We start from the raw sequence: 25,351 nt of genomic DNA on the forward strand, positions 1-25,351 counted from the left end.
GGCGCGGGCAGCCGTCGCAGCCCGCGCCGTCCGGGGTCCCGTTCAACCTCGGGCGGTGCCGAAGGTGATGATGCCGGCCATCTTCGGGCTGGTGGCGTTGTCGTAGCCGACGTCGCCGCCCGCCTTCTTCCAGATCCTGATGCGGTACGAGTCCGTGGTGGCCGTGACCCGGAACGCGTAGCCGCCGGCACCGGCGACCGTGCCGGAGCCCTGGTAGACGGCCTGGGAGCCGGTGACCACGAGCCAGTCGGAGCCGGTCGAGCGGAACTTCAGCCGGGCCGGGCCGAAGTCGAAGGACGCCCACCCCGTGGGCACGGCGGCCCCCTTCTCGTACCGGGCCACGAAGGAGAAGGCGGCCTTGCCGGTCAGGTCCGGGCGGGCGGGACAGGCCCCGGCCGGGGAGGTGAAGACGCCGGTGCCGAACACGGGCCCGGCCGCGCGGTCGTACACGACCAGCTCGGGGAGGGTGGTGGCGTCCGAGGCGCCGTCGTCGTCGGTGATCGTGATCACCGGGCGGCGGATACCGGCCTTGGTGTAGGTGTGCTCGGCCCGGCAGCCGGTGGCGGTGATCCTGCCGGGCTGCGGTGCGCCGCCGTCCTTCCACTCGACGGTGCAGGTGTGGGTGTCGGAGCCGCCCGGGTCGGTGAAGGCGGCCGTGACGACGGCCGTCCTGCCGACGGACACCGCCGACTCGGGTCCGGTGGCGGAGGTGACGGCCGGGGCCGCGTTGGCGGTCTTCACGGTCGCCGTGTCGCTGCTGCGGCCTCCGGTCAGGGTGAGGGTGTAGGTGCCGTCGTCGGTGCAGGTGACCGTGGTCCGCGCCGCCGCCGGTTCGGCGAAGGTGCAGGGTGCCCCGTCCTCGGCCGTCCACTTCGGGCTGCCCGCGCCCGAGAGGGTGCCGTGCAGGGCGACCGCCTCGCCTTCGGTGCCCTCGGCGTCCGGGCCGGCGTGCACGATCGTGACGGGGTCGATACCGGTGAGCGTCGGAACGACCTTCTTGATCAGGCCGTCCGCGTCGAACTCCATCTTGTCCACGGTCGTTTCGCGATGCGTGCCGTCACCGCCGGGGACGGCGAACCGGTGATAGGCGATGTACCAGTCGTCGGTGCCGGGGACGTGGACGACGGAGTGGTGGCCCGTCCCCTTGATGCCGAGCGACAGGTCCTTCTCCAGGATCACCCCGCGCTTGGTCCACGGACCGGTGGGCGAGGGGCCGGTGGCGTAGGCGACCCGGTAGTTCTCGTCCCGGGTGTCGTTCTCCGACCACATGAAGTAGTAGGTGCCCTTGCGCTTGATGACGAAGGAGCCCTCGTTGTAGCCGCCGGGGGTGATGTCCTTCGTCTTCGCGGTGCCGAGGGAGACCATGTCGGCGTTGAGCGGCGCGACGTAGGCGTGGCCGTTGCCCCAGTACAGGTACGACGTGCCGTCGTCGTCCGTGAACACGGCCGGGTCGATCATCTGGCCGCTGAACTGGCCCGCCTTGAGCAGGGGTTGGCCGAGCGCGTCCTTGAACGGGCCGGTCGGCGAGTCCGACACCGCGACACCGATGCTGGCGTCGGCGCAGAAGTAGAAGTAGTACTTGCCGTCCTTCTCGGCGATGGTGGGCGCCCAGGCCCTGCTGTCCGCCCAGGAGATGTCGGGGCCGAGGTCGAGGATGACGCCGTGGTCCTTCCAGTGGACCAGGTCGGTGGAGGAGTACGCCTTGAACTGGGTGCCGCTCCAGCCCTCGAAGCCGTCGGTGGTCGGGTAGAGGTAGAAGGTGTCACCGAAGCGGACGATGTTCGGGTCGGCGTTGAGGCCGGGCAGCACCGGGCTCTTCATGACGAGCGCGGCGACCGTCCAGGTGCGCTTCTTGCCGTCGGAGCCCGTCACTTCGTACGTCACCGGCTTGCTGAGGTCCTGGACGCTGCCGGACGCGGGGCTGATCGCCGCGCCGTGCGCGAGGGTGAACTCCGGTGCCAGCGCGGTGAGATCTGTGCCCTCCGTCATCGGCAGCGTGATCCTGCCGCCGGCGTTGTCGATGATCGCGTCGACCTTCAGGCCGGTCTGCGTGGCCTTGGCGATGCCCGCGGTGTTGCCGCTGAGCTCCATGACCTCCGCGGCCGTGAGGGCGCGGTCGTAGATGCGGAAGTCGTCGACCTCGCCGCCGAAGTAGGGGTCGGCCGCGTACAGGGAGCGGCCGATGTAGCCGCTGTAGTCCTTGTTCGCGTCGTACAGCTCGGACGGCGTGATGCCGGTCGTGGTGCGGGCCGCCTCGATGCCGTCGACGTACAGGACCATCGTGCCGGTGGTGCCGTCGAGGGTGACGGTGACGTGCCGCCACTCGCCCGGGGTGAGCTGCGAGCCGGCCGTCAGTTTCGACTCGGCGGACCAACTCGCCTTGGTGATGGCCGAGTAGAGGCTGGAGCCGCCGTTGGAGGGAGTGGCGAAGAGGTACTTGTCGCTGTCGGGGCCGAGGCCGAACAGCCACTGGAAGCTCGCGCCGCCCTGCCACTTGGCGTACGCCGACACGGTCACGCTGCCGGCGTTCTTCAGGACCCCGTTGGGGATCTTCACGTACGGGGACGTGGCGGAGTCGCCGGACATCTTGAACGAGCCGCCGTCGACTCCGGTGCCGAAGGCGGGAGTTCGGACGTAGGTCCCGTGGTGGCCGTGGCCGCTGGCGTCGCGGGCGATGTTGCCGCCGGCCTCGTCGAAGTCGTACTCCAGGAGCAGGTCGGCGGGGACGTCCGGGCCCTCCTGCGAGACGGTGACCTCGGCCCGGACCGGGAGTGCGGCACCGTCGGGCAGGCTGCCGGTGACCGTGAAGGTGCCGGGCTGCGCGTACTTCGACGCGGGAACGTCCTCCCAGGTGACGGCGACGGGGCGCTTGACGCCGTCGGCGTAGGTGGCGATCACGGTGGCCGGGAGAACGGGGGCCTCGCCGGTCCTGGTCTGCACGTCCACGCTCTCGACGCTCTCCACCAGCTGGTCGGGCTGGTAGGCGCGCAGCAGGCGGTCGTACTCGGCCTGGGTGACCGGCAGGACGGTGCCGTGGCGGGGCTTGGCGGGCAGGTCGTAGTCGGTGGCCGGGGTCCAGACTCCGGAGTCGAGGTCGGTCGTCTCGAAGGGGAGGTAGCCGCGACCGCCGAACTCGTCGAGGAACGCGTACCACTTCTCCTCGGTGTTGGACTTGAACACCAAAGGTCCTTCGGCGGCGCTCATCGCGCCCTTGCCGATGCCCTCGGCCACCGCGGTCCACGAACCCAGGATCGAGTCGCTCTTCTCCTCGAAGATGAACTTGCTGTTGGGGGTGGAGGAGGTGTTGTTCCGCTCGTCCTTGGACAATCGGTAGTAGGTGCCGTCGTGCCGGATCATCGTGGAGTCGATGACCGAGTAGCCGCGGTCGATCCAGACCTTGGGCTCGCTGAAGGTGTAGAAGTCGCGCGTGGTGGCGTACATCATGCGGTTGTAGGTGTCGCCGGAGTGCGCCTCGTTGTCGTACAGCTTCGAAGCCCAGAAGACGACGTACTCACCGCGCTCGGCGTCGTAGAACGCCTCCGGCGCCCAGGTGTTGCCGGCGCTGTCCGGGGAGACCTTCACCAGGCGCTGGTTCGTCCAGTGGACCAGGTCGGTGGACTCCCAGACCATGATGGATTTGCTGCCGCTGCGCTGGGCGGCGTCCCAGTCGCCGTTGCCGTAGATCCGCAGGTCGGTGGCGATCTGGTAGAACTTGTCGCCCTCCGGGGAGCGGATGATGAACGGGTCGCGCAGGCCCTTCTCGCCGAGCGTGGAGGTCAGGACGGGCTTGCCGTCGTTCAGCTCCCGCCACTTGAGCGGGTCGTCGCCCTTGCTGAGGGCGGCGTAGAGCTGTTCGCCGTCCGCGGTGCCCTCGCCGGTGAAGTAGCTGAACATGTAGCCCTTGAGGGCCTGTTTCGCGGGGAGTTCGGGGACCTCGGCGGTGAAGGTGCGGGTCGTGCTCGCCGTGCCCTTGGTGACGGTGGCGGTCAGCTCGACGGTGGTGGCGCCGTCGCCGTGCGCGGGCCGGTGGACCACGCCGTCGGCGGTGATGACGTCCGGATTCGCCGAGGACCAGGCGACCTTGGTGCCGTGGTCGGCGTCCGCGGGGAGGGTGAGGTTGCCGCGTACGTCGTCGAGGTTGTGGACGGTGAGTGCCTGCGCGGCCTGCTCGGTGGCGGTCTTGTCGTCGAAGTCGGGCAGGACGGTGATCGCGAAGGTCCTGGTGTCGCTGACCGTGCCCTTCTTCAGGGTCGCGGTGAGCGTGGCGTGCGCGTCCGGTGCGCCTGCGGCGGGGCGGGTCACCTTGCCGGTGTCCGAGACGGCGGCGGTGTTGTCGCTGGCCCAGCTGATCGTGGAGCCGCCCGCCGTACCGGTCTTCGGCAGGTCCAGGTCGGCGGTGACGGCGCTGGTGTCGCCCAGGTCGAGGGCGGCCTTGTCGTCGGCGACGCCCTGGGTGGCGACGGGAAGGGACAGCTGCTCCACCTCGGCGGCGTCCAGGGCACGGTCGTAGACCCGGAAGTCGCGGATGCGGCCCTTGAAGAGCTTGTCGCCCGAGTAGACGGACTTGCCTATGTAGTTGGCGGTGGTGGTGCCGGAGCCGATGGCGCCGGGGGTGGTGCTGACCGAGGTGTTGCGGCCGACCTCGACGCCGTCCTCGTAGAGGATGCCGGTCGAGCCGGTCTGCGTGTAGGTGAGGTGCTTCCACACCGCGCGGGTGAGGTTGTGCGAGTCCGCCGGCCTGGTCGTCTGCTCCGTCGACCAGTTGCCGGTCGCTATGGAGGTGCGCAGGGAGTTGCCGGTGGTGAACAGGTAGCCGTTGCCGCTGCTGCCGCTGGAGTTGCCGAAGCCGTAGATGAAGTACGGCGTGGTCTGCGCCGAGTCGATCAGTACGTCCGTCGAGACGGTGATCGCGGTCATGCCCTTCATGACGTCGTTCGGCACCTTGACGTAGGTGTCGGAGCCGTTGAAGGCGAGGCCCTGGCCGGTGTCCGACCAGTCGGCGGTGCCGTTGACGGTGCCGTCGCGGCCGTTTCCGGAGGCGTCGGTGACGGTGCTGCCGGAGGCGGCGTCGAGCTTGTACCAGAGGGCCAGTCCGTCGGTGACGTCGGCGGTGCCCGCGGCGGTCGCCGCGGTCGCGGAGGTGACGGGAGCGGTGAGGCCCAGGAACAGCGACACGGCGGTCAGGCCCGCGAGGCGGCCCGCCCGGCGTCTCGCGCGGGTACGCGGACGTGCGAGGTGCGTCATGTGGGGTTTCCCTGCTGAGGCGTGGCTGACGGGGGGAGGGAGGGCAAGCAGGAGTCAGCCGGGAACGGGCGCCTCGGCCATGGGCGCCCTGACGTTTCGGCTGGGTGACGTCGTGTTGCGAGAGTGTCAAACGGGTTGTGGGGCAGCGTCAAGAGGTTTCGAACAATGTCCGACCCGTCGAACAGCCGATGTCATCAGGGTGCAACAGCGGGAGTTCCACGCCGTGTTGGCGTACGCCCACCGAGCCGGGTGGACGTACGCCGGAGGCCCGGTCTCAGCCGACGGCGCGCTTCACCAGCGCCCCGATCCGTTCCTCCACCTCGGCCGTCACCTCGGTCAGGGCGAAACCGGCCGCCCACATCGGGCCGTCGTCCAGCTGCGCGAGGTCGCTGAACCCGAGGGTCGCGTACCGCGCCTTGAACTTCTCCGCGCTCTGGAAGAAGCAGACGACCTTGCCGTCCAGCGCGTAGGCCGGCATGCCGTACCAGAGCTTGGGCGCGAGGACCGGGGCGGCGGCGGTGACGACGGCGTGGACCCGTTCGGCCATCACCCGGTCCGAGTCCTGCATCTCGGCGATCTTCGCGAGCACGTCCCGCTCCGCCTCCGCCGCCTTGTCCGCGTTCGAGCGACGGCTCGCGGCGGTCTTCATCTCCCGCGCGTGGTCCTTCATCGCGGCGCGCTCCTCGGCCGTGAACCCCTCGTACGCGCTGCTTTCCGTGCCGGCCATGGCAGATCTCCCCGTGTGTGGATCTTGCGGTGCGGGACTTCGGGACGGGACTTTATCCCGATCATGCGGGAGGGGACATACCCGCGCGACCGCGACTCGGGGCGGGTGCGCGACGGCGGTCAGCCCCGGTCCGCGCGCCGCAGTTCCGCCGTGAGGTGGTGCTGCAGCGGCTGGCCGACCGCCGCGAGATCGTGGACGAACGTGAGCGTGTCCTCGTCGGTCAGCGTGTAGCGGCGGCGGGTGGCCTCGACCTCCTTGGCCGTGGGGGTGAGCGCCACCTGGTGGGTGGCCAGGTCGACGGCGTCCTCCGTGGCCCGCCCGACGGCGATCTCCGCGATGCCGGTCGGCTGGGTGATCAGGGCCTCCACCCGCCCGTCGGGCTGCATGCGCCACCAGCCGCTCTCCCGGGCGGCCGGGCGCAGCGGGGTGTCGTCCGCGTCGATCAGCCAGGCCCTGGCCTCGTACCGGAGGAACGGCCGGCCGTCGTGGCTGAAGGTGACCTCCTGGGCGTAGGCGAAATCCCCGTCGAGCGTCGGGTATCCCCCGCGGCCCCGGCCGCGCCAGGTCCCCAGAAGGCCGAGCACCGGCTTCAGCAACGCGTGCGGTGCGGGTGTCCCGTCCGGCTCGTGGGCGTCGCGGTAGGGGTGGTCGGGTACGGGGTGGGACATGGTGGGGCCTCTCCTGGGGGTGAGCCGGCGGGATCGCGCCGGCGGCGGGAAAAGCCTAGGCGTCGTGGGAGCAACCGCGTTTCCGCCGCCGGTAATTCACTCGCCCGGCCGGAGCCCCCGCCCCTAGGCTCCCCCCTCGGACCAGGGACGCGACACACGACCGCGAGGAGAGCCCCCATGGAGACGCCCGGCTCACGCACCGACCGTTTCGGCCTGCTGCTCGACCAGTTCGACCGCGCCCGGGAGATGGCCGAGGTCCGGCTCATCGGCCTCGGCGACGAGGAGTACCTGTGGGAGCCCGCACCCGGCTGCTGGTCGCTGCGGCGCCGCGGCGAGGCGGTGACGCCGCGGGCGTTCGGGCCCGGTGACTGGGTGCTCGACCTCGGCGCGCCGGACATCCCGGCGAACGAGTACGAGGAGGTCGCCCGGCAGGCCGCCTCCGGCATGTCCGTCGAGAAGATCGCCGAGGACTGGAGCGTCAGCGTCGAACGGGTCCAGGAGGTCCTCGACCACACCGGTCCGCTGGAGCCCGACAGGACACCGGTCACCACCATCGCGTGGCGCCTCGGGCATCTGCACTTCGAGTTCGCCGGAGCGTGGGAATGGGCCTTCGGCGAGCGGCGTCAGGACCCGAAACTGATGGTCGACTTCTCGCCGTCGGCCGCCGTGACGCTGGAGCGGTTCTGGCCGGTGATCGACCGCTGGCGGGAGAGCGTGGGCCGGATGACCGAGGAGCAGCTCGACACCGTCGGGTTCTCCCAGTACCCGTACGGCGGCGACGCCGACGAGCCGTACATCAGTGTGCTGTGGGGCGCGAACCTCGAGTTCATCCACCACATGGCGGAGATCGCGCTCCTGCGCGACCTGTGGCGGGCCCGCTCCGACGGTGCCCGGTAGCCGGTGCCCGGGGCCGGCGAAATGCCGTGGAGGCGCGGCTCGGCGGCGTGTTAACGTCCACGCGCCGGCCGCGGGACTTCGGTGCGACTTCCGGAACCTGCCTGTACAGCAATGATTCGCAGCTCGTGCCCTCATTCCCCGGCCGGCATTCGGCACCACGGGGGGCGGAGCACAGGCATGGAGTCGTTCGGGGATCTCGTCGCGGCCGACGACGTGCTGCTGTTCGTCAACGCGGCGATCACCGCGACCGGGCAGCGCGAGTTCCACTCCGACGCGGGCGCCCAGCGGCTCTCCCTCGAATTCCTGCACGCGTACATGCTCGGCAACTACCGGGATCTGTACGCGGGTGTGCTGGCCCTCGACATCAACGACCACAACGCCGCGCTGATCGTGCGCGGGCTGCTGGAGACGTCCGCCGAGGCCACCGCGGAGCAGCGCCGCAGCGAGGGCCGGCTGATCGCCGGGCGGCTGGCGCTGCTGCCGCCCCAGCGGGTCTACGGGCTGTTCCGCGCACTGCGTCGGGCCGGGGTGAACAACCGCCGTACCCGCGCCCTGCTGCGCGACTGGCTGGCCGCCCGGCCCGATCTGGCCTTCGACGCGGTCAAGTACCGGAGCGGCCTGAAGCAGGCCCTGCGGCACGCTCATCTCGCGTCGGCCGGCGACGAGTTGGGCACGTTCCTGTTCGCGCCGCTGAGCCGCGCCCACTACGACACCCCGATCCTGGAGACCTGGCGCCGTGCGCACTACGAGCAGGCGGCGGTCTACGAGCTGCCGTACACCGTGGCCGAGGGCTTCGCGGCGAAGCACGGCATTCCGCGTGCCGTCTTCCTGGAGCGGATCGCGCCCCGGCTGACGCGGCTGGAGACGCTGCGGCTCCAGGAGGCGGCGGTGCGGCAGGGCGCCGCGGCGGTCGCGGTCGATCTGGCCCGGATGCCGCTGACGCGGCTCGCCGGGTATGTGCTCTCGCTGCCCGCCTCCGAGCGGGTCGAACGGCGTGATGAGCTCACCGGCGCGCTGCGGGCGGCTGCCGCGCGCGTGGCCGGTGCGCACCGCGGCACGTGGGGCCAGGTCACCGCCGTACTGGACGACAGCTTCTCCTCCTACGGTTCGGGAGTGAAGCGGCGTCGGCCGCTGGTGGTCGCCCTCGCCTGCCACTACCTGCTCGAAGCGCTCGCCGGCCGCTATGCCGGGCTGTGGACCTCCGGCCGTCGTGACGCCCTGCTCGCGCATCCGGTCGGTCCGACCCCGCTGGGCGAGCGGATTCTCGACGCGCTGGAGACGGCCCCGGACCGGCTGGTGATCGTCTCCGACGGCTGGGACAACGCCCCGCCCGGGCTGGCGGCGGAGGTGCTGCGCGTCTGGCGCACCCGTCTCGATCCGGAGCGCCGCACGAGTGTGGTCCACCTCAACCCGGTGTACGACGCCGACGACTTCGACGTACGACGGCTCGCGCCGAGCGTGCCGACCGCGGGTGTCCGTGACGCGGAGGATCTGCCGGCGCTCGTGGAGATCGCGCAGTTCGCCGAGGGGCGGACCGGGCTCGCCGAGCTGACGGCCTATCTGGACGCCCGCGCGGAGCGGCTCGCCGCCGTGCCGGGGCAGCGGGCGAACGGGGGCGCGCGATGACGTCGTACAGCAAGGCTCAGGCGCCCTTCGCCGCCTCCTCCGGCCTGTTCGACGGGTTGCGGACGCGCCCCTCGCAGGTGTGGGGTGCGGTACGGCTGGTGCCCCTGGTGCGGGCCGAGCCGGTGACGGACCTGCGGCTGCATCCGCGCGTCCACGCCGGTCCCGGCGTGGTCGACCTGGGGCGTGCGGGCAGCTACTGCTCCTACATCCCGCACAGCTTCGTCGCCGAGTGGACCGGGGACGGCTCCCCCGCCGCCGCCTACGGCACCCAGCTGGCCGGGAGCCGGGCGGAGCAGGAGCCGGTGGCGGCGGCGCGGCTGCACTTCCATCGCCGGATGGCCCGTCAGGAGGCCAGGGGGCGGCTGCGGTTCCTGCCGCTGCACCTCGCTCTGGAGGGCTATCTCGCGCTGCACTTCGGCGGCCCCGCCGTCGCGTGGGAGGAGTGGTCGCGGCAGGCCCTGCGGCAGGGACTGTCACCGCGCGTCGAGGCCGCCTGTCTGGGACTGCAGGTGCCGGGGCTGGCCGACGCGCTGAGCGTCTTCGAGATCCATCCCGGTCAGTGCGGCGTCCTCGTCCATCTGGCCGACGCGCTGGCCGCCGTGTTCGTGGTGCCGCATCCCGACGACTACCGCACGCTGCATCCGACGCTGGTGCAGGACCTGTACGGCGATCTGGTGCACCACTACGCGACGCTGATGCCGCCGGTGGCGGACTTCCGGGCGCGCATCGCCGACGCCGGTATCCGCTCGCCGGCCGAGCTGCGGGCGGCCGCCGTGGCCCAGACGGAACAGTGGGAGGAGTTCCACGACGCGACCATGGCGGCCGGGCTGGTGGAGCAGGAGAGCGTCTGGCAGCCGGTCCGGCGGATGGGCCGCTTCACGCTCTCCCGGTTCCTGCCCGAGTTCCGTCCGAAGCGGGACAACCACATCGGCGAGGCGATCACCGACGAGCACGGCCGGACCGTCTACCTCAAGACCTTCCGGCTCTCCGAGAACCAGGTCCGCCGCGGTCACCTGCTCAGCCGTCTGGCCGCGCACGACTGGCATCTCGCGGACACGGCGGCCGAGTTCGGCATCGACAGCGCCGCGCTCGGCAAGCGCCTGGAGAGCGCCGGCTTCGGTCATCTGCTGCGCCGGCGCTGACGCGGCTCAGCGCGTACGGTGTGCCCGGTCCGCCGGCACGCGGACCATGTACACGTCCACCTCGTCCTCGGACTCCGGCGTGAACCCGTGCCGCTCGTACAGTCTGCGGGCCGCGCTGCCCTGGAGGACGTTCAGCCGGGTCAGGGCCCCCTCCCGGTCGGCGCGTTCCAGCAGGCCGCTCAGGACGGCCGAGCCGATGCCCCGGCCCTGGAGCTCCGGGGCGAGGAGGAAGTGCTCCAGCCAGTAGGCGTCGCCGGCCGGCCGCAGTGCCACGCAGCCGGCCAGGGCGCCGGCCACCTCGATCGCCCAGGTGTGCTCGGGCTGGTACGCGTCGCGCAGCCGCTGCCGCACCCGGTGCTCGTCGTAGCGGCCGAGCCGCTCCAGGTCCGCCCTCATCACGACGGCCCGGATCTCGGCGAACTCCTCGAGATCCGCTGCCGTCGCCGCTCGGAGTTCCCAGTCCGCCATGATCATGATCATATCGTCCGGGACGGTACCGCCTCAGCCGGCGGGAGCCGTGCGGATGGCCGCGATGTCGAACTGGAGGCGTACCTTCTCGCTCACCATGGCCCCGCCTTCGGCCAGCCTGGAGCTGTAGTTAAGGCCCCACTCCGTGCGGTCGATCGTCGTGGTGCCGTCGAAACCCGCCCGCTGGTAGCCGAAGGGGTCGGTGACCTGACCGATGTAGGTGAGTTCGAGGACCACGGGACGGGTGGTGGCCCTGATGGTGAGGTCGCCGGTCATGCGGTAGACATCGTTGCCGACGGGTTCCACGGCGGTGCTGGTGAAGCGCATCCGGGGATGGTTCTTGGAGTCGAAGAAGTCGCGGCCCACGAGGTGGGCGTCGCGCTGCTCCACTCCGGTGTCGACGCTGGCCGTGGACACCGTGATCTCCGCCTGCGAACGGGACGGGTCCCGGCCGTCGAAGTAGAGACGGCTCTGGTATTCCGTGAAGGCTCCGCGGACCGTGGTCACCATGGCGTGCCGTACGGAGAAGCCGATCCTGCTGTGCGCCGGGTCGATGACCCATTCACCGGTCAGGGCGGCCAGGGCGGGGTCCGGGAGAAGTGCGGTGGGGGCGCCCGGACGGCCGGTGGGGGGTTGGGGGGTGAGTGTGGGCTCCGTGCGGCGGAACGGAGTGCCACGGCTGAACAAATTCATGATTCACCTAGTTACTGCACGGGAGTTGACGAGGCAAGTCCGCCCGGGGAATTGGCGAAATATCCACAGGTCCCCCATCCAACTCCCCCCTCATCAAAGGATTCTGACTACTTCTCGTCGTTTTCCGCCGGCGCGCGAAAATCGAAGTCAGCATAGTTTTCAGGCATTTCAGGGCGTGTCAGCATGGCCGGAGAAAAGGTGCATACCCATTCCGTGCGGCGCTCTTTGTACAGGCTGCCTCACTTCGAGTGCGGACCTGGAGGCATGTGAATGAGTCAGTCCCGAATTCCCCCGCGCACAGCCCGTGGTCCGCGGCGGGGCTGCCCCCGCGGCCCGCCGCCGCCCCGGGTGCGGGTCAAGCAGGATCCATCGTCCCGTCATGCTTCTCCCCTGTTTTGCCCCGCTGTTGGCAACGCGACGGACCAGATCGGGACTCGGACCTACGTTCCTCTCCGTGACCTCTCAAGCCACCCCCGACAGGCCCGTCCGCCGCACTTTCCTGCGGGCCGGACTGACCGGCGCCGCCGCCCTCGGCACCGGCCTCGCACTCGGCGCGTCCCCGGCCTCCGCGGCCCCCGCGGTCTCCGCCGCCTCCACGCCCTCCCCGGCGGCACGTCCTCGGCCCGGCACACCCGACGAGGCGCTGCGGGAGCTGGCGGCGGGCAATCGCCGCTGGCGCACCTTCCACGAGCGGCACCCTGACGAGACACCGGCCACCCGCCAGGCCCTGGTCTCGGGACAGCACCCCTTCGCGGTCGTCCTCGGCTGCATCGACTCCCGGGTCCCTCCGGAGCTCGTCTTCGACCAGGGACTCGGCGACCTGATGACCGTGCGCAGCGCGGGAGAGGTGCTGGACGAGGCCGTGCTCGGCAGCATCGCGTACGGGGTGCTGGAGCTCGGAATACCCCTCGTCCTCGTCCTCGGCCATCAGTCGTGCGGCGCGGTGCGGGCGGCGGTGGAGGCGGAGGAGTCCGACGAACCCCTGCCCGCGCACATCCAGTACCTGGCCGACCAGATACGACCGAACATCGATCACGGCGAGGAAGGTGACGCCCGTGTCGACGCGACCATCGACGCCAACGTGCGGGCGGTCCGCGCGCGGCTGGCGGCGGAGCCCGACCTCGCGGCGAAGGTCGCGGGCGGCGAGCTGGCCGTCGTGGGTGCCCGCTACGAGTTGAGCACGCAGCGCGTGCACCGCATCGCCGGCTGACGGAGGAGCACGGGGGGGGCGGCGCCGGCGTCGTTCCAGCCGACGTCGCCCGATGGCCCCCCGAGGGTTCCGACGGCCCCGGCGTTCCCGCCTGCCGGACCTCGCGCTGATCGGACAGTACTGTGCCGACACGGGGACCCGACCACGTAGGCGAAGAGGTGGACGCATGGCCGGCAAGGCGAAGGAGAAGGTGTCACGCAAGGTCTACGAGCGTGAACTGCTGCGTCTGCAGACGGAGTTGGTGAGGCTCCAGGAGTGGGTGCGGGCCGAGGGGGCCCGGCTGGTCGTCGTCTTCGAGGGGCGGGACGCGGCCGGCAAGGGCGGCACCATCAAGCGGGTCTCCGAGCACCTCAACCCCCGCGTCGCCCGGATCGCGGCCCTGCCGAAGCCGACCGAGCGGGAGCGGACGCAGTGGTACTTCCAGCGGTACGTCGAGCATCTGCCGGCCGCCGGGGAGATCGTGCTGTTCGACCGGTCCTGGTACAACCGGGCCGGCGTGGAGCACGTGATGGGTTTCTGCACCAAGGAGGAGTACCAGCTGTTCCTGCGCCAGTGCCCGATCTTCGAGCGGATGCTGGTGGAGGACGGCATCCTGCTGCGCAAGTACTGGTTCTCGGTGAGCGACACCGAGCAGCAGGACCGTTTCCGGCGCCGCCTGGAGGACCCGCTGCGGCGCTGGAAGCTGTCCCCGATGGACCTGGAGTCGCTCACCCGCTGGGAGGCGTACTCCCGCGCCAAGGACGAGATGATGGTGCACACCGACATCGCCGAGGCCCCTTGGTACGTCGTCGAGAGCGACGACAAGAAGCGGGCCCGGCTCAACATGATCGCCCACCTCCTCGACTCGGTGCCGTACCAGGAGGTGCCGCCGCCCGTGCTCGAACTGCCCGAGCGCCCGGCCTCCACCGGCTATGTACGCACCCCGCGCGATCTCCAGACCTACGTCCCCGACCACGCGGCAGATCTCTGACGGCCCCCGCGCGGCTGATCTCCGACGGCTCCCGCGCGGCGGTCACCTCGCCGTGCCGTCATCCGCCGGTGTGCACGGGCTCCACGGGAGTGTCGTCCGCCTGGCGCAACTCGGCGAGCAGCTGGTGCTGGCCGGTGAGCAGTTCGGTGAGGATGCGGCGGGCGGCGCGCAGGAGTTCGGCGACGTCGCCGCCTGCGAGCGCGTAGCGGACGGTCGAGCCCTCCCGCATGGACACGACGATGCCGGATCTGCGCAGCACGGCCAGTTGCTGGGAGAGGCTGGACGGCTCGATCTCGATGTCGGCGAGCAGATCCCGTACGGACACGGGCCCGTGCTGGAGGAGCTCCAGCACCCTGATGCGCACGGGGTGGCCGAGCATGCGGAAGAACTCCGCCTTGACCTGGTAGAGGGGGGCCTGCATGGATGCTCGCTCCTTGTCGGCTGGGTGGGACTGCGGCTGCCGGGGTGCGACGGCACCTGAGGGGGCACCGCCGCATCACAGGCCGCCCTCGGATGCCGATCCTTCACGCCCCGGGCCGTGCGCGAACACACATTGGGACCATGCTGATGTGGTGACTTGAAGAAGTCTTCACATGATGGGCAGCAGTGGCCCCGGCTGCGTCGCCCGAGTCAGATCTCGATCACCTCCTCGACGCGTTTGAGCTGGTGCCGGGCCATGGCCAGGTTCGAGCGGGCCTTGTCGAGGACGAGGTAGAGGAACAGGCCGTTGCCGCTGCGGCCGGTGACCGGGCGGATCAGGTGGTACTGGCTGTCCAGCGTGATCAGCACGTCCTCGATACGGCTCTTGAGGCCGATCTGCTCCATCGTGCGCACCTTGGCACGGACCACGTCCGTGTTGCCGGCCGCGGCGACCGTGAGATCCAGGTCCTTGCCGCCGCCGAGCGTGCCCAGCGCCATTCCGCTGGTGTAGTCGACGACCGCGGCTCCCAGGGCCCCCTCGATCCCCGCCATCATCTCCTTCAACGACACTTCCACACTCGCCACAGTGCCTCCAATGGCTCCATTGACTGCGACGGACCGGCGCCGCCGGACCGCCTCGATGCCACGGACCGTACGCAAGCGGCCCGCCCGTCAGGACCGACTCTCTGGGACTGATCTGTGACGGCCGGACAACGACCGAACAACGGCGCGACCGGATCGTTCGGTTGTCCGGAACTTCCGTGATCGACCAAGAAGTTGACGCCCCGGCCGCCGAGCCGTCGCCGGATCGCATCCCGACCCCGAGGGTCCCTCCTGCAATAGGGCCGGTCGGCCCTGGACTCCGTGCCCATGGGGCCCTGGAGCACCCGAGGGGCCGGGGACGAAGGTGGTGTGTCGCGGGGCCGATGCCCCGCGCTCCCTTGTTCCACCTCTTTTCCCGGAGGCTTCATGCTGTCCGCAGAGTCCGCCACCGTCGTTCGGGCCACGCTGCCCGCCGTGGCCGGAGCCCTCGACGAGATCACCACGCGCTTCTACGGCGCGATGTTCCGCGACCGCCCCGAACTGCTGGACGGAATGTTCAACCGGGGCAACCAGGCCAGCGGGGACCAGCGCCGGGCACTGGCCGGGTCGATAGCGGGCTTCGCGAGCGCGCTCCTCGCCGCCCCGGACACCCGCCCGGACGCGCTGCTGGCGCGGATCGCCCACAAGCACACCGCGGTCGGGGTCACCGAGGACCAGTACACGATCGTCCACAAGTACCTGTTCGGTGCGATCGCCGAGGTCCTCGGCGACGCGGTCACCCCGGAGGTGGCCGCGGCCTGGGACGAGGTCTACTGGCTGATGGCCGGCGCCCTGATCGCCCAGGAGGCCCGTATCTACCTGGAGGCCGGTGTCGAGCCGGGCGAGGTGTGGCGGCCGTGGACGGTCGTCGAGCGGAACGAGGAGACCTCCGACGTGGTCTCCTTCGTGCTGCGTCCCGCCGACGGCGCCCCGGCCCCCGAGGCGAAGGCCGGGCAGTACGTCAGCGTCCGGGTCCTGATGCCGGACGGTGTGCACCAGTTGCGCCAGTACACCCTGTCCGGCGACCCCGGTGGGGAGCTGCGCCGTATCACCGTCAAGCGGGTGGGCGGCGGAGAGGTGTCCACCCTGCTGCACGGCACGGTGCGTGTCGGCGACGAGCTGACCCTCTCCGCGCCCTTCGGTGACGTCGTCCTCGACGAAGCGGACACCCCGCTCGTCCTGGTCTCCGCCGGCATCGGCTGCACGCCCATGGTCGGCATGCTCGCCCACCTCGCCGCCACCGGCTCCACCCGCCGGGTGCTGGCCCTGCACGCGGACGTCTCCCCCGGCACCCACGCCCTGCGCACCGAGACGCGCGCGCTCACCGAACGGCTGCCGGACGCCGAAGCCGTGTTCTGGTACGAGCGTTTCGGGATCGCCGAGCCCGGGGCCCGCTCCGGCCTGATGGACCTCGACGGGCTCGACGTGCCGTCGGACGCCACCGTGTACCTGTGCGGCCCGCTGCCGTTCATGCGCGCCGTCCGTGCTCAGCTGCTGGACCGGGGTGTCCCGCCGCGGCACATCCGCTACGAGGTGTTCGGCCCCGACCTGTGGCTGGCCGACGCCTCCTGACGCGGAATCACCCGTCCGCTCCACCGGAGACACCGGACGACTCGCCGGGCCGGATTCCCGTCGGCACCCTCACCGACCGGGATCCGGCCCGCTTGTTTCCTGGCCGTGATCACCGCCCCGACGCGAGACGGGCAACGAACGTCCATGCGGCGGACAGGTTCCGCCCGGGTACGGACAGTAAGCGACAAAGCGTCTCGATTCCCGTCCGAGTGCGGTGAGATGACCCGAACCGTCACCGGCAGTGGGTTGGGGAGAGACATGGGCCTGATTCCAGTACGGGACGTGGCGGACGGCCCGCAGCGGACGCCGTGCGCCTGCGGAGAGTCCGCCCCCCTCGGGCCGGGCGCCGCCGAGGACCGGTTCCGCGGCCTGCTGGAGGCGGCACCGGACGCCATGGTCATCGTCGACGACAGCGGCATCATCAAACTCGTCAATGCCCAGACCGAGGCCCTGTTCGGCTACCGCCGCGAGGAACTCCTCGGCCATCCGGTGGAGTTGCTGATCCCGCACCGCTTCCGCCCGCACCACACCCGGCACCGCGGGGGCTACGCCGCCAACCGCCAGGTCCGCCCCATGGGCGCCGGACTCGATCTGCACGGACTGCGCAAGGACGGCACCGAGTTCCCGGTCGAGATCAGCCTCAGCCCGCTGGAGACCGCGGACGGGCTCCTGGTGTCCGCCGCGGTCCGTGACGTCAGCGACCGCAGAGCCGCCGAGGCCCGGATCAACGAACTCGCCGCGCTGGTGGAGTCCTCCCAGGACGCGATCCTCGCCAAGACCCTCGACGGCTACATCACCTACTGGAACGCCGCGGCGCAGAACCTCTACGGCTACACCGCCCAGGAGGTCATCGGCCGTCATGTGTCCGTGCTGGCCCCGCGGGAGAAGCGCGAGGAGATCACCGCCCTGCTGCACCGGCTGCGGCACGGGGAGAAGGTCGAGCACTTCGAGACGCTGCGCCTGACCCGCGCCAACGAGCTGCTGGACGTGGACGTCACCCTGTGGCCCACCCGCGACACCCAGGGCCGGATCTTCGGCGCCTGCGCCATCGTCCGGGACATCAGCGACCGCAAACGGGCCGAGGCCGAGCTCACCGTCCTCTACGAGCAGCAGCGGCACATCGCGCTCACGCTGCAACGCAGCCTCATGGGCACCCCGTCCGCGGTCCCGGGGCTGGCGACCGCGAGCCGGTACCGGCCCGCCACCCAGGGCGCGGGCGTGGGCGGCGACTGGTTCGACCTGATCCCCCTGGGAGCCGGCCGGGTGGGGGTCCTCATCGGTGACGTGATGGGCCGCGGTCTCGAAGCCGCCGCCGTGATGGGCCAGTTGCGCTCCGCCGCGCACGCCCTGGCCAAGACCGGCATGCAACCCCGCCAGCTGATGCAGGCCCTGGACACCTGCGTCGCCGACCTGGACGTCCCCGACCAGCTCGTCACCTGCTGCTATCTGGTCGTGGCCCCGGACAGCGGAACCGTTACTGTCTGCTCGGCCGGTCACCTGCCCGTGCTGGTCGCTCCCCCGGGCTGCGGCGTCTCCGGCCTGACGACCCCGGTGAACGCACCGCTCGGCGTCGGCGGCATCCTCTACGAGCAGTCCTGCGCGGACATACCGCCCGGCTCCACCCTCGTCCTCTACACCGACGGGCTGATCGAGACACCCGGCAGCGACATCGAGGTGCGCCTCGGGCAGCTCACCTCCGTCCTGGACGGCTTCTTCGTCGACGCCCCCGATCTGGAGACCGCCGCGGACCACGTCCTGACCAGTCTGCTGCCCGACGCCGACAGCCACGACGACGACGTGACCCTGCTGCTGGCACAGCTTCCGGCGGCGCCGCTGGCGGCGGTCACCACCGATCTGCCCGCCCTGCCGTCCTCGGTGCCGGAGGGACGCACGTTCCTCAACAAGGCGCTCGTCGCCTGGGAGTGCACCGGCCCGGCGGAGGAGGCCCGGCTGCTGCTCTCCGAGATCCTCACCAACGCGGTCCAGCACGCCGAGGGCCCCATCGCGCTGCATCTGTGCCGGACCGCCACGGACCTCACGGTCGAGGTGAGCGACCGCAGTCCGCACCTGCCGCAGCCGCGGATCGCGGCGGAGGACGAGGAGTCCGGCCGCGGCCTGCTGCTCGTCCGTACCCTGGCCGACGGCTGGGGGGTACGTCCCACCGACGAGGGCAAGACCACGTGGTTCACGCTCAAACTGTGAGACGCACCCGCGTACGGGACGCGGCCGCTACTTCTCCTGGACGGGCACCCGCCACACGAGCGTCGTCCCGCCGCCGGGCGGCGAGGTCGACTCCAGTTCCCCGCCCAGCTGTTCGGCGCGTTCGGCCATGTTGCGCAGTCCGCTGCGACGGCCCCCGGCCGGGATGCCCACACCGTCGTCCGAGACGGTCAGCCTGAGCTCACGGCCGTCCGTCTCCAGCACCACGTCGGCGCGCGTCGCACGGGCGTGCCGGGCGACATTGGTCAGGGCCTCGGACAGGACGGCCACCGCGTGCTCGGCGACGTCCTTGGCCACATGGGTGTCGAGCAGGCCTTCCATCCGCACGCTCGGCGCGAACCCCAGCACCGGTGCGGCCTCCCCGACGACACGCACCACGCGGGCCCGCAGACCGGAGCCGGGGGTGTCCTCGCGGGCCCGCAGGCCGAAGATGGTCGACCGGATGATCTTGATGGTCTCGTCGAGGTCGTCGACCGCCCGCACCACGCGCTTCGACGCCTCGGGGTGGTCGATGAAGCGGCCCGCGCTCTGCAGGGTCATGCCGGTGGCGAAGAGCCGCTGGATGGCGAGGTCGTGCAGGTCGCGGGCGATCCGGTCGCGGTCCTGGAGGACGGCGATCTGCGCGGCATCACGCCGGCGCTCCGCGAGCTCCATGGCTACCGCGGCCTGCGCGGCGAACGCCTGGAGCGGCTCGATCTCCTGTCCGGAGTACGGGGGGTGGCCGGCCGGCCGCACCAGCAGGACGACGCCCCGGACGCCCTCCCCCGTCCCGATCGGCACGGCCACCGCGGGACCGAGCCCGGTGGCGCCCGCCGGGACCGAGGCGATCCACGGGTCCCGTGAGACGTCGGCGACGGTGGCGGGGACCCCGCTGGAGAAGGCCCGGCCGACCAGCCCGTCGTCCACGGGAGCCAGGAGGCCGCGGTAGGCCTCGGCGCCCTCTCCGATGGCCAGCTCCGTCGTCAGCGAGCCGGTGCCCTCGACGGGGACGGCGACGAGCGCGAGCTCGGCGCCGGTGATCTCCCGGGCCCGTTCCGCGATCACCCGGAGGACCTTGCCGCGCTCACTGCCGGACATCACGCTGTGCGTGATCTCCGCGCTCGCCCGCAGCCAGCGCTCCCTGAGCCGGGACTCCTCGTACAGCCGGGCGTTGTCGATGGCGACACCGGCGGCGACGGCAAGGGTCGACAGGACCGACTCGTCCTCCTCGTCGAACTGCACCCCGCCGCGCTTCTCCGTCAGATACAGGTTGCCGAACACCTGGTCCCGCACCCGGATGGGAACGCCGAGGAAGGTGTTCATGGGTGGGTGATGGGCCGGGAACCCGTAGGAGGAGGGGTGTTCGGAGAGCTTCGCCAGCCGCAGCGGCTCGGGATGGGTGATCAACTCTCCGAGGATGCCGTGCCCCTCCGGGTACGGGCCGATCCGGGCGATCTGTTCCTCGGAGACGCCGACGGTGTGGAAGGCGGACAGCCGCCTGCCGTCGGGGCCGATCACGCCGAGGGCCGCGTACTGCGCGTCGACCAGGGCCGCGGCGGCCTCCACGATGCTCCGCAGCGCCTGCTCCAGGTCGAGCTCGCGCCCCACCGAGAGCACCGCCTCCAGCAGGCTGTGCACCCGGTCACGAGTGCCGCGGGCCGCGTCCAGCCGGGCCTGCAACTCCTCCAGCAGCTCGTCCAGCCTCAGCTGCGGCAGCCGCATCCGGGCCTTCGAGAACTCCTCGGAGCTTCCCACCTGCGATCCTCCAGGTCCCGTCCGCCCCGCGGCGGCCGACCGTGCCAGTTTCCTGCCACGGTATCGGCCCGCCCGAGCGGACGGTAAGGAGCCCCTGGTGATCACGTCGGGGCCCTGTCGGGGCCCTGATCAGTGGCCGTCCTGCCGGAGCCGGTCCTGGGCCTGGGTGGCTATGACGGCGGCCTGGATGCGCCGCTCCACGCCGAGCTTGGCCAGCAGCCGGGAGATGTGGTTCTTGACGGTCTTCTCGGCGAGATACAGCCGCTGCCCGATCTGGCGGTTGGTGAGCCCCTCGCCGATCAGGGTCAGGATCTCCCGCTCCCGCTCTGTCAGTCCGGGCAGCGCCTCGGGCTCCTCCTCCTGCTGCTGGCCCTGCCGGAGCCGGGCCATCAGCTTGGTGGTGGCGCTGGGGTCGAGCAGCGACTGGCCCGCGGCCACCGTGCGCACCGCCGACACCAGGTCGGAGCCCTGGATCTGCTTGAGGACGTACCCGGACGCCCCGGCCATGATCGAGTCCAGCAGGGCCTCCTCGTCGTCGAAGGAGGTCAGCATCAGACAGGTCAGCTCGGGCATGCGGGAGCGCAGCTCCCGGCAGACGGTCACGCCGTCGCCGTCGGGCAGGCGCACGTCGAGGACGGCGACCTGCGGGCGCAGGGCGGGGACCCGGACCAGGGCCTGCTCGACGGTGCCCGCCTCGCCGACGACGGTGATGTCCGGTTCGTCGTCGAGCAGGTCGCGCACTCCGCGCCGTACCACCTCGTGGTCGTCGAGCAGGAAGACCCTGATCGGGTTGTCGGGGCCGGGCTGTCCCGCGCCGTCCGCCATTGAACGCTCCTCGTTCCGTGTGCCGTGCCGGTGCCCGCTCGTGGGTCATCGGCTCCTTCTGGAGATCTTTCTCGTTCCCGGGTCGAAAGACCAGGGCCGGTCGGCCCTCTTTCGACCCGGGCCGCGTCCGCGAGGGGCCGGAGGGACGGCGGGCAGGGCCGAACGGCCCTAGCCCCCGCCGGACGCCAGGGCGTTCCATCGGTCTGTCCCCTACCCGCAGCACGCACCGTCACTCGCAGCGCGCTCAGCCACCGGCAGCACGCAGGGTCGACGCCGCAGCCTCACGGAAGACCTTCATGACCATCAAGAGGGAACTGGACAGCTCCGAAGCCCTGAGACTGCTCGGTGGGGTGTCCCTGGGCCGGGTCGTCTTCACACGGCACGCGCTGCCGCAGATCCGCCCGGTCAACCACGTGGTGGACGGCGGCGACATCGTCATCCGCACTCATGAGGGCGCCGCCCTGACCTCGCACACCCGGCAGGCGCCCAGCACCGGCGTGGTGGTCGCCTACGAGGCCGACGTCATCGACCCCGACACGCACCTCGGCTGGAGCGTCGTCGTCACGGGGTACGCCCGTCTGGTGACGGACCCGCGTGAGCTGGCCCGGTACCGGGAGATGCTGCGGCCCTGGGTGGACCGGACGATGGACTACGCGGTCCGGATCCGCCCCGATCTGGTGACCGGGGTCCTGCTCACCGCGGCGGACGCGGCGGTCCCGGATGCCTGAGCGGCACCGCCCGACGGGCCGCCGGTCTCCCCCGCACAGCCCGGGGCCCCGCCGCGTCAGTGCGGCGGGGCCCCGGTCATGGGCGGGGTCGGTTCAGATCAGCCAGCGGTTCCGGCTGACGAAGGGCAGTCGCGCCCAGAGCTTGCCCAGCCCCCAGGTGGCACCGGCGCCCGCGGCCGCGAGGGCGATCAGGACGACGGCGTACACGAGGTGGTAGTCGGCGAACGGGTTGGTCGACATGCTCGCGGACCCGTCGGACAGGTGCTTGGCGGGCGGCCACTCGGCGATCCACATCAGGGCCATCATCGCCGTACCGGCGACGGCGGCGAGCCGCAGCCCGATGCCCGCGATCAGCGCGAGACCGATGCCGAGGAGGCCGAGCATGAACAGCCAGTCGGCCCAGCCGGCCCCGGCCCAGTCGTGGAACGTGGACTCCATCGGACCGGCGGCGACCCCGCTCAGGAAGCCCTTGGTGGGCGAGCCGCCGTCGATCCAGCCCTTGCCGGACGGGGTGGCGTAGCCGAAGCCGAAGGTCTTGTCGAGGAACGCCCACAGGAAGACGAAGCCGGTCAGGACGCGGAGCACGGCCAGGACGTACGGGCTGGTCGCGGTCGCCGTGGTGGCAGCGCTCGCCTCGGTCGTGGGCCTCGCCGTCCCGCTCCTGCGCAGGGACGGGAAGCGGAATCCCGGGTGACGGTGCGGGTGATCGTGAACGGCCATGGTGCTCATCCCTTCCAGGGGTGATGCTGGGGCACTCGACGACGGTCGTCGCACCTTCAATGTCCCGCTCCGCCACCCCGGCCCGGAGGGGCTGCGAGGCCCGTGGCAGGGGGCCGAACGTCCTTGTCCGCAGGGCCCTTTCAGTACCGGGCGCACCGGGCCGGCCCGCTGTCGGCCGGCGTTCGCCGCACGGCCGACCTCCCGAACAGGGCCGTCCGGCCCTTCCGCGCGGGCCCGCGCACGGGGTTGGCTCACACCATGTTCAAGGACCACGAGGTGTCCGCCCCCAGCCACACGGAACGTGTCGTCGACGACACGACCGTGGTGGAGCTGTGCGGCGAGATCGATCTGTGCACGGGGCCGCCGCTGTCGGCCCGCCTCGACTCGCTGACCGCCGTACCGTTCCCCGACCTGGTGCTGGACCTGCGTCAGGTGGCCTTCATCGACTGCAGCGGACTGCGCACCCTGTGCCGCGCCCGCAACCGGGTCCTCGCCCGCGGCGGCCGGCTCCGTCTGGTCATCGAGAGCGCCCGGCTGCTGAGCATCCTGCGGTGCGTGGATCTGGGCGAGGCGTTCGAGGTGGTGCCCGGTCCGCCCGACGGTGCCCGCCCCGCGTCCCGCGCGGATCGCGTCGCCGCCACCGCCTGCTGACGGAGCGGCACCCAGCTGTCCGCCCCGGCATGCGGGGCGCAGCGCGCGTCGGGCCGCTGCATCGGCCGGTGCGGCAGCGATGCGCGCAGCCCGTGCGCGACGGTGACCGGCAGGGCGTGTCGAGCGCGAACTCCCGCACGGACGCCGGTCCTTCGACGGCCGGCCTGTCGTGGCGCGACGTGACGGGGCGCCGGCCTTCCCCCGGCAGCTGTCGGGCGGGGCCGCCGCCCCCGTGGCCGACGGCACGTGCCGGTCTCCCCGCGTGGGCTGAACGGCCCCTGCGGCGTCCGCACTTGGGCCCGAACAGCCCGGCGATGCCGTCTGGTCGGCCCCTGCCCGTCAGGTGCGGCGCGATGTCACCTTCCTGGGAGTGGCAGACAGAAGGAGGTGCCACCGATGCGCGGCGGCAGGCGTACGAAGCAGTGGTGGTGGCGGTGGCGGAGCAATCCGCTGCGCCGACGTGACGACGTTCTCGAGGCGTGGCTCGTGCTGGCCGCGTGGGTCCTCGTCGTGGTGGGCGGGACGTTCGCCGGCGCGGTGGCCGCCCGTGCCGCCGACGAGACCTTCGCCCGGCAGCGCGCCGATCGCACCCCCGTCCGGGCGGTGCTCCTGGCCGACGTTCCCCGCACGACCGGGGCCAGGGGCAATGTGTACAGCGACCGCGCGATGGCGAAGGTCCGCTGGACGGCCGCCGACGGCTCCCGCCGTACCGGCAGCACCCTGGTGGACGCCGGGCTGCGCACCGGGTCCACGGTCACCGTCTGGACGAACCGGCAGGGCGACCTCACCAGCCGGCCGCCCGGCCCGACCGACGCGGCCGTCGAGGCGGGCTTCCTGGGGGCGGGCGCCGCCCTCGCCCTGAGCGGCCTCGTGATCGGCGCGGGAGCGGCCGCACGGTGCCGGCTCGACCGGCGCCGGATCGCCCAGTGGGGCAGGGAATGGGACATGGTGGGCCCGCGGTGGGGTCACAAGACCGGCTGACGCCGCGACGCCTCGGCAACGGGCCCTCTCAGCCCCGGAGCGCACAGAACCCATATCGGTACGACTATCGGAAAACTATTTGTAGCGGCACCGAAGGAGCATTTCTGTGAGCACCCCCGCCGACGCGTCCGACTACGGGAACCTGCGGCTCGACCGCACAGGTCTGGCCGCGGCCTTCGACGCCCTCGGCGACCGCTACGACGAAGCCTTCCCGCACAAGGAGGGGCAGGTCACGGCCGCCGAGTGGCTCATCAGGTCGTTGCCGACCGGCTCCCGCGCGCTCGATCTGGGGTGCGGCACGGGCATTCCGACCGCGCTCCAGTTCGCCGAGGCGGGTTTCGAGGTCGTCGGTGTCGATCTCTCGGACGGCATGGTGGCGCTGGCCGCAAACATGTGCCCGCCGGGGTGTTCCACCGGGCGGACATCGCCGATCTGCGCCCCGGCGGCCCGCTGGAGCCGGGCCGTTTCGAGGCGGTGGCGGCCCTGGTCGACCAGCTGTCGGGGCGCTGGGGGGCGAGGAGACTGAGCATGGGCAGAATGGTCTGGTTCGAGCAGCGGTTGCCCGACGACGCCCTCCGCTGAGCACACGCGCCCCCCCTGCCGGTCAGTCCGCCGGGCGGCCGCCGAACCGCCAGTCATGGATCTCGACGCTGTCGTAGCGCCCGGCCGTGGCGTACGGCTCCCCCGCCATCATGGCCTCGGCGGCCGCGCGGTCCGCCAACTCGGCCAGCACGGCGGTGCCCAGCCAGGTGACACCGTCCTCGGCGAGCAGCGGGCCGTACGCGATCAGCCGGTCGCGGTAGCCGTCGTCGAGATGGCGCCGCTGCGCCGCGTCCAGGGGACCGAGGTCCGCGATCGGCTCCGGCCCGCCCTGCGCGATGATCAGGAAGCGACTGAATCCGGCCGTCGTTCCCGCGTACTCCCACATGGTGCGCCCCAGCGTGTTGCGCCAGCGGCGGATGAGCACGTCACGGTAGACACCGGCCCGGTAGTTGGGTTCCTCGAACGCGAACCGCTGCGCGGCGGCGGCGTCGGGCAGGTCGACGATGTGCATGCTGCCGGTCACGCCGTCGCCCTCGGCCGGGAACGTGGGCCCCCGCGCGATCATCTCCTCGGCGTAGCCGTCCATGAACGTCCAGTGGTCCTCGTTCAGTTGCATGCGCAGGTCGAGGGAATCCTCCCTGTCCCGGCAGTAGACGAAGTACTCCATGTCGCTCCCCTGGTTCACATCGCTGATACGCGTCGCCGGTCACGGCGGCGGTGCACATCGTCT

General features: G+C 71.4%; 21 protein-coding genes and 1 pseudogene. 11 read left to right on the forward strand and 11 right to left on the reverse strand.

The features are described 5' to 3' along the window. Positions 1 to 42: 42 nt before the first annotated feature. From DI272_RS03420 to DI272_RS03430, 3 genes are all read right to left on the reverse strand, one after another. A complete protein-coding gene (locus tag DI272_RS03420; protein ID WP_109493642.1) occupies positions 43 to 5,244 on the reverse strand; it encodes a family 43 glycosylhydrolase in 5,202 nt (1,733 codons plus the stop codon). Between the two features lie 274 nt (positions 5,245 to 5,518). Further along, complete coding sequence (locus tag DI272_RS03425) at positions 5,519 to 5,971, reverse strand: iron chaperone (protein WP_109493643.1); 453 nt, start codon at positions 5,969 to 5,971, stop codon at positions 5,519 to 5,521. Between the two features lie 119 nt (positions 5,972 to 6,090). Further along, the gene (locus DI272_RS03430; RefSeq protein WP_109493644.1) at positions 6,091 to 6,639 is read right to left on the reverse strand and encodes an FABP family protein; all 549 of its coding nucleotides are present in this window, start codon (positions 6,637 to 6,639) and stop codon (positions 6,091 to 6,093) included. 177 nt (positions 6,640 to 6,816) lie between these two features. Between DI272_RS03430 and DI272_RS03435 the strand changes: the two genes are divergently transcribed. The 3 genes from DI272_RS03435 (at position 6,817) to DI272_RS03445 (ending at position 10,304) form a co-directional block, all read left to right on the forward strand. Beyond that, positions 6,817 to 7,536, forward strand: a complete 720-nt coding sequence (locus DI272_RS03435) for a DinB family protein (RefSeq protein ID WP_109493645.1) — start codon at positions 6,817 to 6,819, stop codon at positions 7,534 to 7,536. Between the two features lie 177 nt (positions 7,537 to 7,713). After that, positions 7,714 to 9,162, forward strand: a complete 1,449-nt coding sequence (locus DI272_RS03440) for a hypothetical protein (RefSeq protein WP_109493646.1) — start codon at positions 7,714 to 7,716, stop codon at positions 9,160 to 9,162. Continuing rightward, on the forward strand, positions 9,159 to 10,304 hold the full coding sequence (locus DI272_RS03445) for a hypothetical protein (RefSeq protein ID WP_109493647.1): 1,146 nt from the start codon (positions 9,159 to 9,161) through the stop codon (positions 10,302 to 10,304). The genes DI272_RS03440 and DI272_RS03445 overlap by 4 nt, the downstream gene beginning before the upstream one ends. Before the next feature lie 6 nt (positions 10,305 to 10,310). On the opposite strand, the gene DI272_RS03450 is transcribed toward DI272_RS03445, so the two are convergent. Continuing rightward, the gene (locus tag DI272_RS03450; protein WP_109500662.1) at positions 10,311 to 10,772 is read right to left on the reverse strand and encodes a GNAT family N-acetyltransferase; all 462 of its coding nucleotides are present in this window, start codon (positions 10,770 to 10,772) and stop codon (positions 10,311 to 10,313) included. 33 nt (positions 10,773 to 10,805) lie between these two features. Further along, on the reverse strand, positions 10,806 to 11,465 hold the full coding sequence (locus DI272_RS03455) for a YceI family protein (protein WP_109493648.1): 660 nt from the start codon (positions 11,463 to 11,465) through the stop codon (positions 10,806 to 10,808). Positions 11,466 to 11,919: 454 nt separating this feature from the next. On the opposite strand from DI272_RS03455, the gene DI272_RS03460 reads away from it, so the two are divergent. Further along, the gene (locus tag DI272_RS03460; RefSeq protein WP_258314453.1) at positions 11,920 to 12,675 is read left to right on the forward strand and encodes a carbonic anhydrase; all 756 of its coding nucleotides are present in this window, start codon (positions 11,920 to 11,922) and stop codon (positions 12,673 to 12,675) included. A gap of 166 nt (positions 12,676 to 12,841) precedes the next feature. Beyond that, positions 12,842 to 13,645, forward strand: coding sequence for a polyphosphate kinase 2 (ppk2, locus tag DI272_RS03465; RefSeq protein WP_109493650.1), 804 nt, complete (start codon positions 12,842 to 12,844; stop codon positions 13,643 to 13,645). Between the two features lie 58 nt (positions 13,646 to 13,703). On the opposite strand, the gene DI272_RS03470 is transcribed toward ppk2, so the two are convergent. Both DI272_RS03470 and DI272_RS03475 read right to left on the reverse strand, forming a co-directional pair. Then, positions 13,704 to 14,066, reverse strand: a complete 363-nt coding sequence (locus tag DI272_RS03470; RefSeq protein ID WP_109493651.1) for a helix-turn-helix transcriptional regulator — start codon at positions 14,064 to 14,066, stop codon at positions 13,704 to 13,706. 209 nt (positions 14,067 to 14,275) lie between these two features. Continuing rightward, positions 14,276 to 14,650 carry a hypothetical protein gene (locus DI272_RS03475; RefSeq protein ID WP_109493652.1) on the reverse strand — a complete coding sequence of 125 codons (375 nt, stop codon included), beginning with the start codon at positions 14,648 to 14,650 and terminating at the stop codon, positions 14,276 to 14,278. A gap of 384 nt (positions 14,651 to 15,034) precedes the next feature. On the opposite strand from DI272_RS03475, the gene DI272_RS03480 reads away from it, so the two are divergent. Both DI272_RS03480 and DI272_RS44405 read left to right on the forward strand, forming a co-directional pair. Beyond that, complete coding sequence (locus DI272_RS03480; RefSeq protein ID WP_109493653.1) at positions 15,035 to 16,219, forward strand: globin domain-containing protein; 1,185 nt, start codon at positions 15,035 to 15,037, stop codon at positions 16,217 to 16,219. A 258-nt stretch (positions 16,220 to 16,477) separates the two neighbouring features. After that, positions 16,478 to 18,421 carry a PAS domain S-box protein gene (locus DI272_RS44405; protein WP_181387074.1) on the forward strand — a complete coding sequence of 648 codons (1,944 nt, stop codon included), beginning with the start codon at positions 16,478 to 16,480 and terminating at the stop codon, positions 18,419 to 18,421. Positions 18,422 to 18,448: 27 nt separating this feature from the next. Here the strand turns inward: DI272_RS44405 and DI272_RS03495 are convergent, their stop codons facing one another. Both DI272_RS03495 and DI272_RS03500 read right to left on the reverse strand, forming a co-directional pair. After that, positions 18,449 to 20,140 (reverse strand): GAF domain-containing protein, encoded by a 1,692-nt coding sequence (locus DI272_RS03495; protein ID WP_375138105.1) that lies wholly within the window; start codon positions 20,138 to 20,140, stop codon positions 18,449 to 18,451. A 162-nt stretch (positions 20,141 to 20,302) separates the two neighbouring features. Continuing rightward, positions 20,303 to 20,998: a response regulator transcription factor gene (locus DI272_RS03500; protein WP_109493655.1), complete on the reverse strand. Its 696-nt coding sequence runs from the start codon at positions 20,996 to 20,998 to the stop codon at positions 20,303 to 20,305. A 296-nt stretch (positions 20,999 to 21,294) separates the two neighbouring features. Between DI272_RS03500 and DI272_RS03505 the strand changes: the two genes are divergently transcribed. Continuing rightward, positions 21,295 to 21,726, forward strand: a complete 432-nt coding sequence (locus tag DI272_RS03505; RefSeq protein ID WP_109493656.1) for a pyridoxamine 5'-phosphate oxidase family protein — start codon at positions 21,295 to 21,297, stop codon at positions 21,724 to 21,726. A gap of 93 nt (positions 21,727 to 21,819) precedes the next feature. Here DI272_RS03505 and DI272_RS03510 read toward each other — a convergent pair whose 3' ends face one another. After that, positions 21,820 to 22,446 carry a DoxX family membrane protein gene (locus DI272_RS03510; RefSeq protein WP_109493657.1) on the reverse strand — a complete coding sequence of 209 codons (627 nt, stop codon included), beginning with the start codon at positions 22,444 to 22,446 and terminating at the stop codon, positions 21,820 to 21,822. Positions 22,447 to 22,704: 258 nt separating this feature from the next. Between DI272_RS03510 and DI272_RS03515 the strand changes: the two genes are divergently transcribed. The 3 genes and pseudogenes from DI272_RS03515 to DI272_RS03525 all read left to right on the forward strand — a co-directional run. Next, positions 22,705 to 23,097 carry an STAS domain-containing protein gene (locus DI272_RS03515; protein ID WP_109493658.1) on the forward strand — a complete coding sequence of 131 codons (393 nt, stop codon included), beginning with the start codon at positions 22,705 to 22,707 and terminating at the stop codon, positions 23,095 to 23,097. A 396-nt stretch (positions 23,098 to 23,493) separates the two neighbouring features. Next, positions 23,494 to 24,078, forward strand: a complete 585-nt coding sequence (locus DI272_RS03520) for a hypothetical protein (RefSeq protein ID WP_109493659.1) — start codon at positions 23,494 to 23,496, stop codon at positions 24,076 to 24,078. Positions 24,079 to 24,184: 106 nt separating this feature from the next. Beyond that, positions 24,185 to 24,576: pseudogene (locus DI272_RS03525) on the forward strand (class I SAM-dependent methyltransferase); the annotation flags it as partial. 106 nt (positions 24,577 to 24,682) lie between these two features. Here DI272_RS03525 and DI272_RS03530 read toward each other — a convergent pair. Further along, the gene (locus tag DI272_RS03530; RefSeq protein WP_109493660.1) at positions 24,683 to 25,288 is read right to left on the reverse strand and encodes a YciI family protein; all 606 of its coding nucleotides are present in this window, start codon (positions 25,286 to 25,288) and stop codon (positions 24,683 to 24,685) included. Positions 25,289 to 25,351 lie beyond the last annotated feature (63 nt).

This window comes from Streptomyces sp. Act143, from assembly GCF_003143935.1.
GTDB lineage: Bacteria > Actinomycetota > Actinomycetes > Streptomycetales > Streptomycetaceae > Streptomyces.

Bases quoted from the DNA above. Each gene is read 5' to 3' on its own strand.
- DI272_RS03420 (WP_109493642.1), bottom strand. From the start codon at position 5,244: ATGACGCACCTCGCACGTCCGCGTACCCGCGCGAGACGCCGGGCGGGC.
- DI272_RS03425 (WP_109493643.1), bottom strand. From the start codon at position 5,971: ATGGCCGGCACGGAAAGCAGCGCGTACGAGGGGTTCACGGCCGAGGAG.
- DI272_RS03430 (WP_109493644.1), bottom strand. From the start codon at position 6,639: ATGTCCCACCCCGTACCCGACCACCCCTACCGCGACGCCCACGAGCCG.
- DI272_RS03435 (WP_109493645.1), top strand. From the start codon at position 6,817: ATGGAGACGCCCGGCTCACGCACCGACCGTTTCGGCCTGCTGCTCGAC.
- DI272_RS03440 (WP_109493646.1), top strand. From the start codon at position 7,714: ATGGAGTCGTTCGGGGATCTCGTCGCGGCCGACGACGTGCTGCTGTTC.
- DI272_RS03445 (WP_109493647.1), top strand. From the start codon at position 9,159: ATGACGTCGTACAGCAAGGCTCAGGCGCCCTTCGCCGCCTCCTCCGGC.
- DI272_RS03450 (WP_109500662.1), bottom strand. From the start codon at position 10,772: ATGGCGGACTGGGAACTCCGAGCGGCGACGGCAGCGGATCTCGAGGAG.
- DI272_RS03455 (WP_109493648.1), bottom strand. From the start codon at position 11,465: ATGAATTTGTTCAGCCGTGGCACTCCGTTCCGCCGCACGGAGCCCACA.
- ppk2 (WP_109493650.1), top strand. From the start codon at position 12,842: ATGGCCGGCAAGGCGAAGGAGAAGGTGTCACGCAAGGTCTACGAGCGT.
- DI272_RS03470 (WP_109493651.1), bottom strand. From the start codon at position 14,066: ATGCAGGCCCCCCTCTACCAGGTCAAGGCGGAGTTCTTCCGCATGCTC.
- DI272_RS03480 (WP_109493653.1), top strand. From the start codon at position 15,035: ATGCTGTCCGCAGAGTCCGCCACCGTCGTTCGGGCCACGCTGCCCGCC.
- DI272_RS44405 (WP_181387074.1), top strand. From the start codon at position 16,478: ATGGGCCTGATTCCAGTACGGGACGTGGCGGACGGCCCGCAGCGGACG.
- DI272_RS03495 (WP_375138105.1), bottom strand. From the start codon at position 20,140: ATGCGGCTGCCGCAGCTGAGGCTGGACGAGCTGCTGGAGGAGTTGCAG.
- DI272_RS03500 (WP_109493655.1), bottom strand. From the start codon at position 20,998: ATGGCGGACGGCGCGGGACAGCCCGGCCCCGACAACCCGATCAGGGTC.
- DI272_RS03505 (WP_109493656.1), top strand. From the start codon at position 21,295: ATGACCATCAAGAGGGAACTGGACAGCTCCGAAGCCCTGAGACTGCTC.
- DI272_RS03510 (WP_109493657.1), bottom strand. From the start codon at position 22,446: ATGGCCGTTCACGATCACCCGCACCGTCACCCGGGATTCCGCTTCCCG.
- DI272_RS03515 (WP_109493658.1), top strand. From the start codon at position 22,705: ATGTTCAAGGACCACGAGGTGTCCGCCCCCAGCCACACGGAACGTGTC.
- DI272_RS03520 (WP_109493659.1), top strand. From the start codon at position 23,494: ATGCGCGGCGGCAGGCGTACGAAGCAGTGGTGGTGGCGGTGGCGGAGC.
- DI272_RS03530 (WP_109493660.1), bottom strand. From the start codon at position 25,288: ATGGAGTACTTCGTCTACTGCCGGGACAGGGAGGATTCCCTCGACCTG.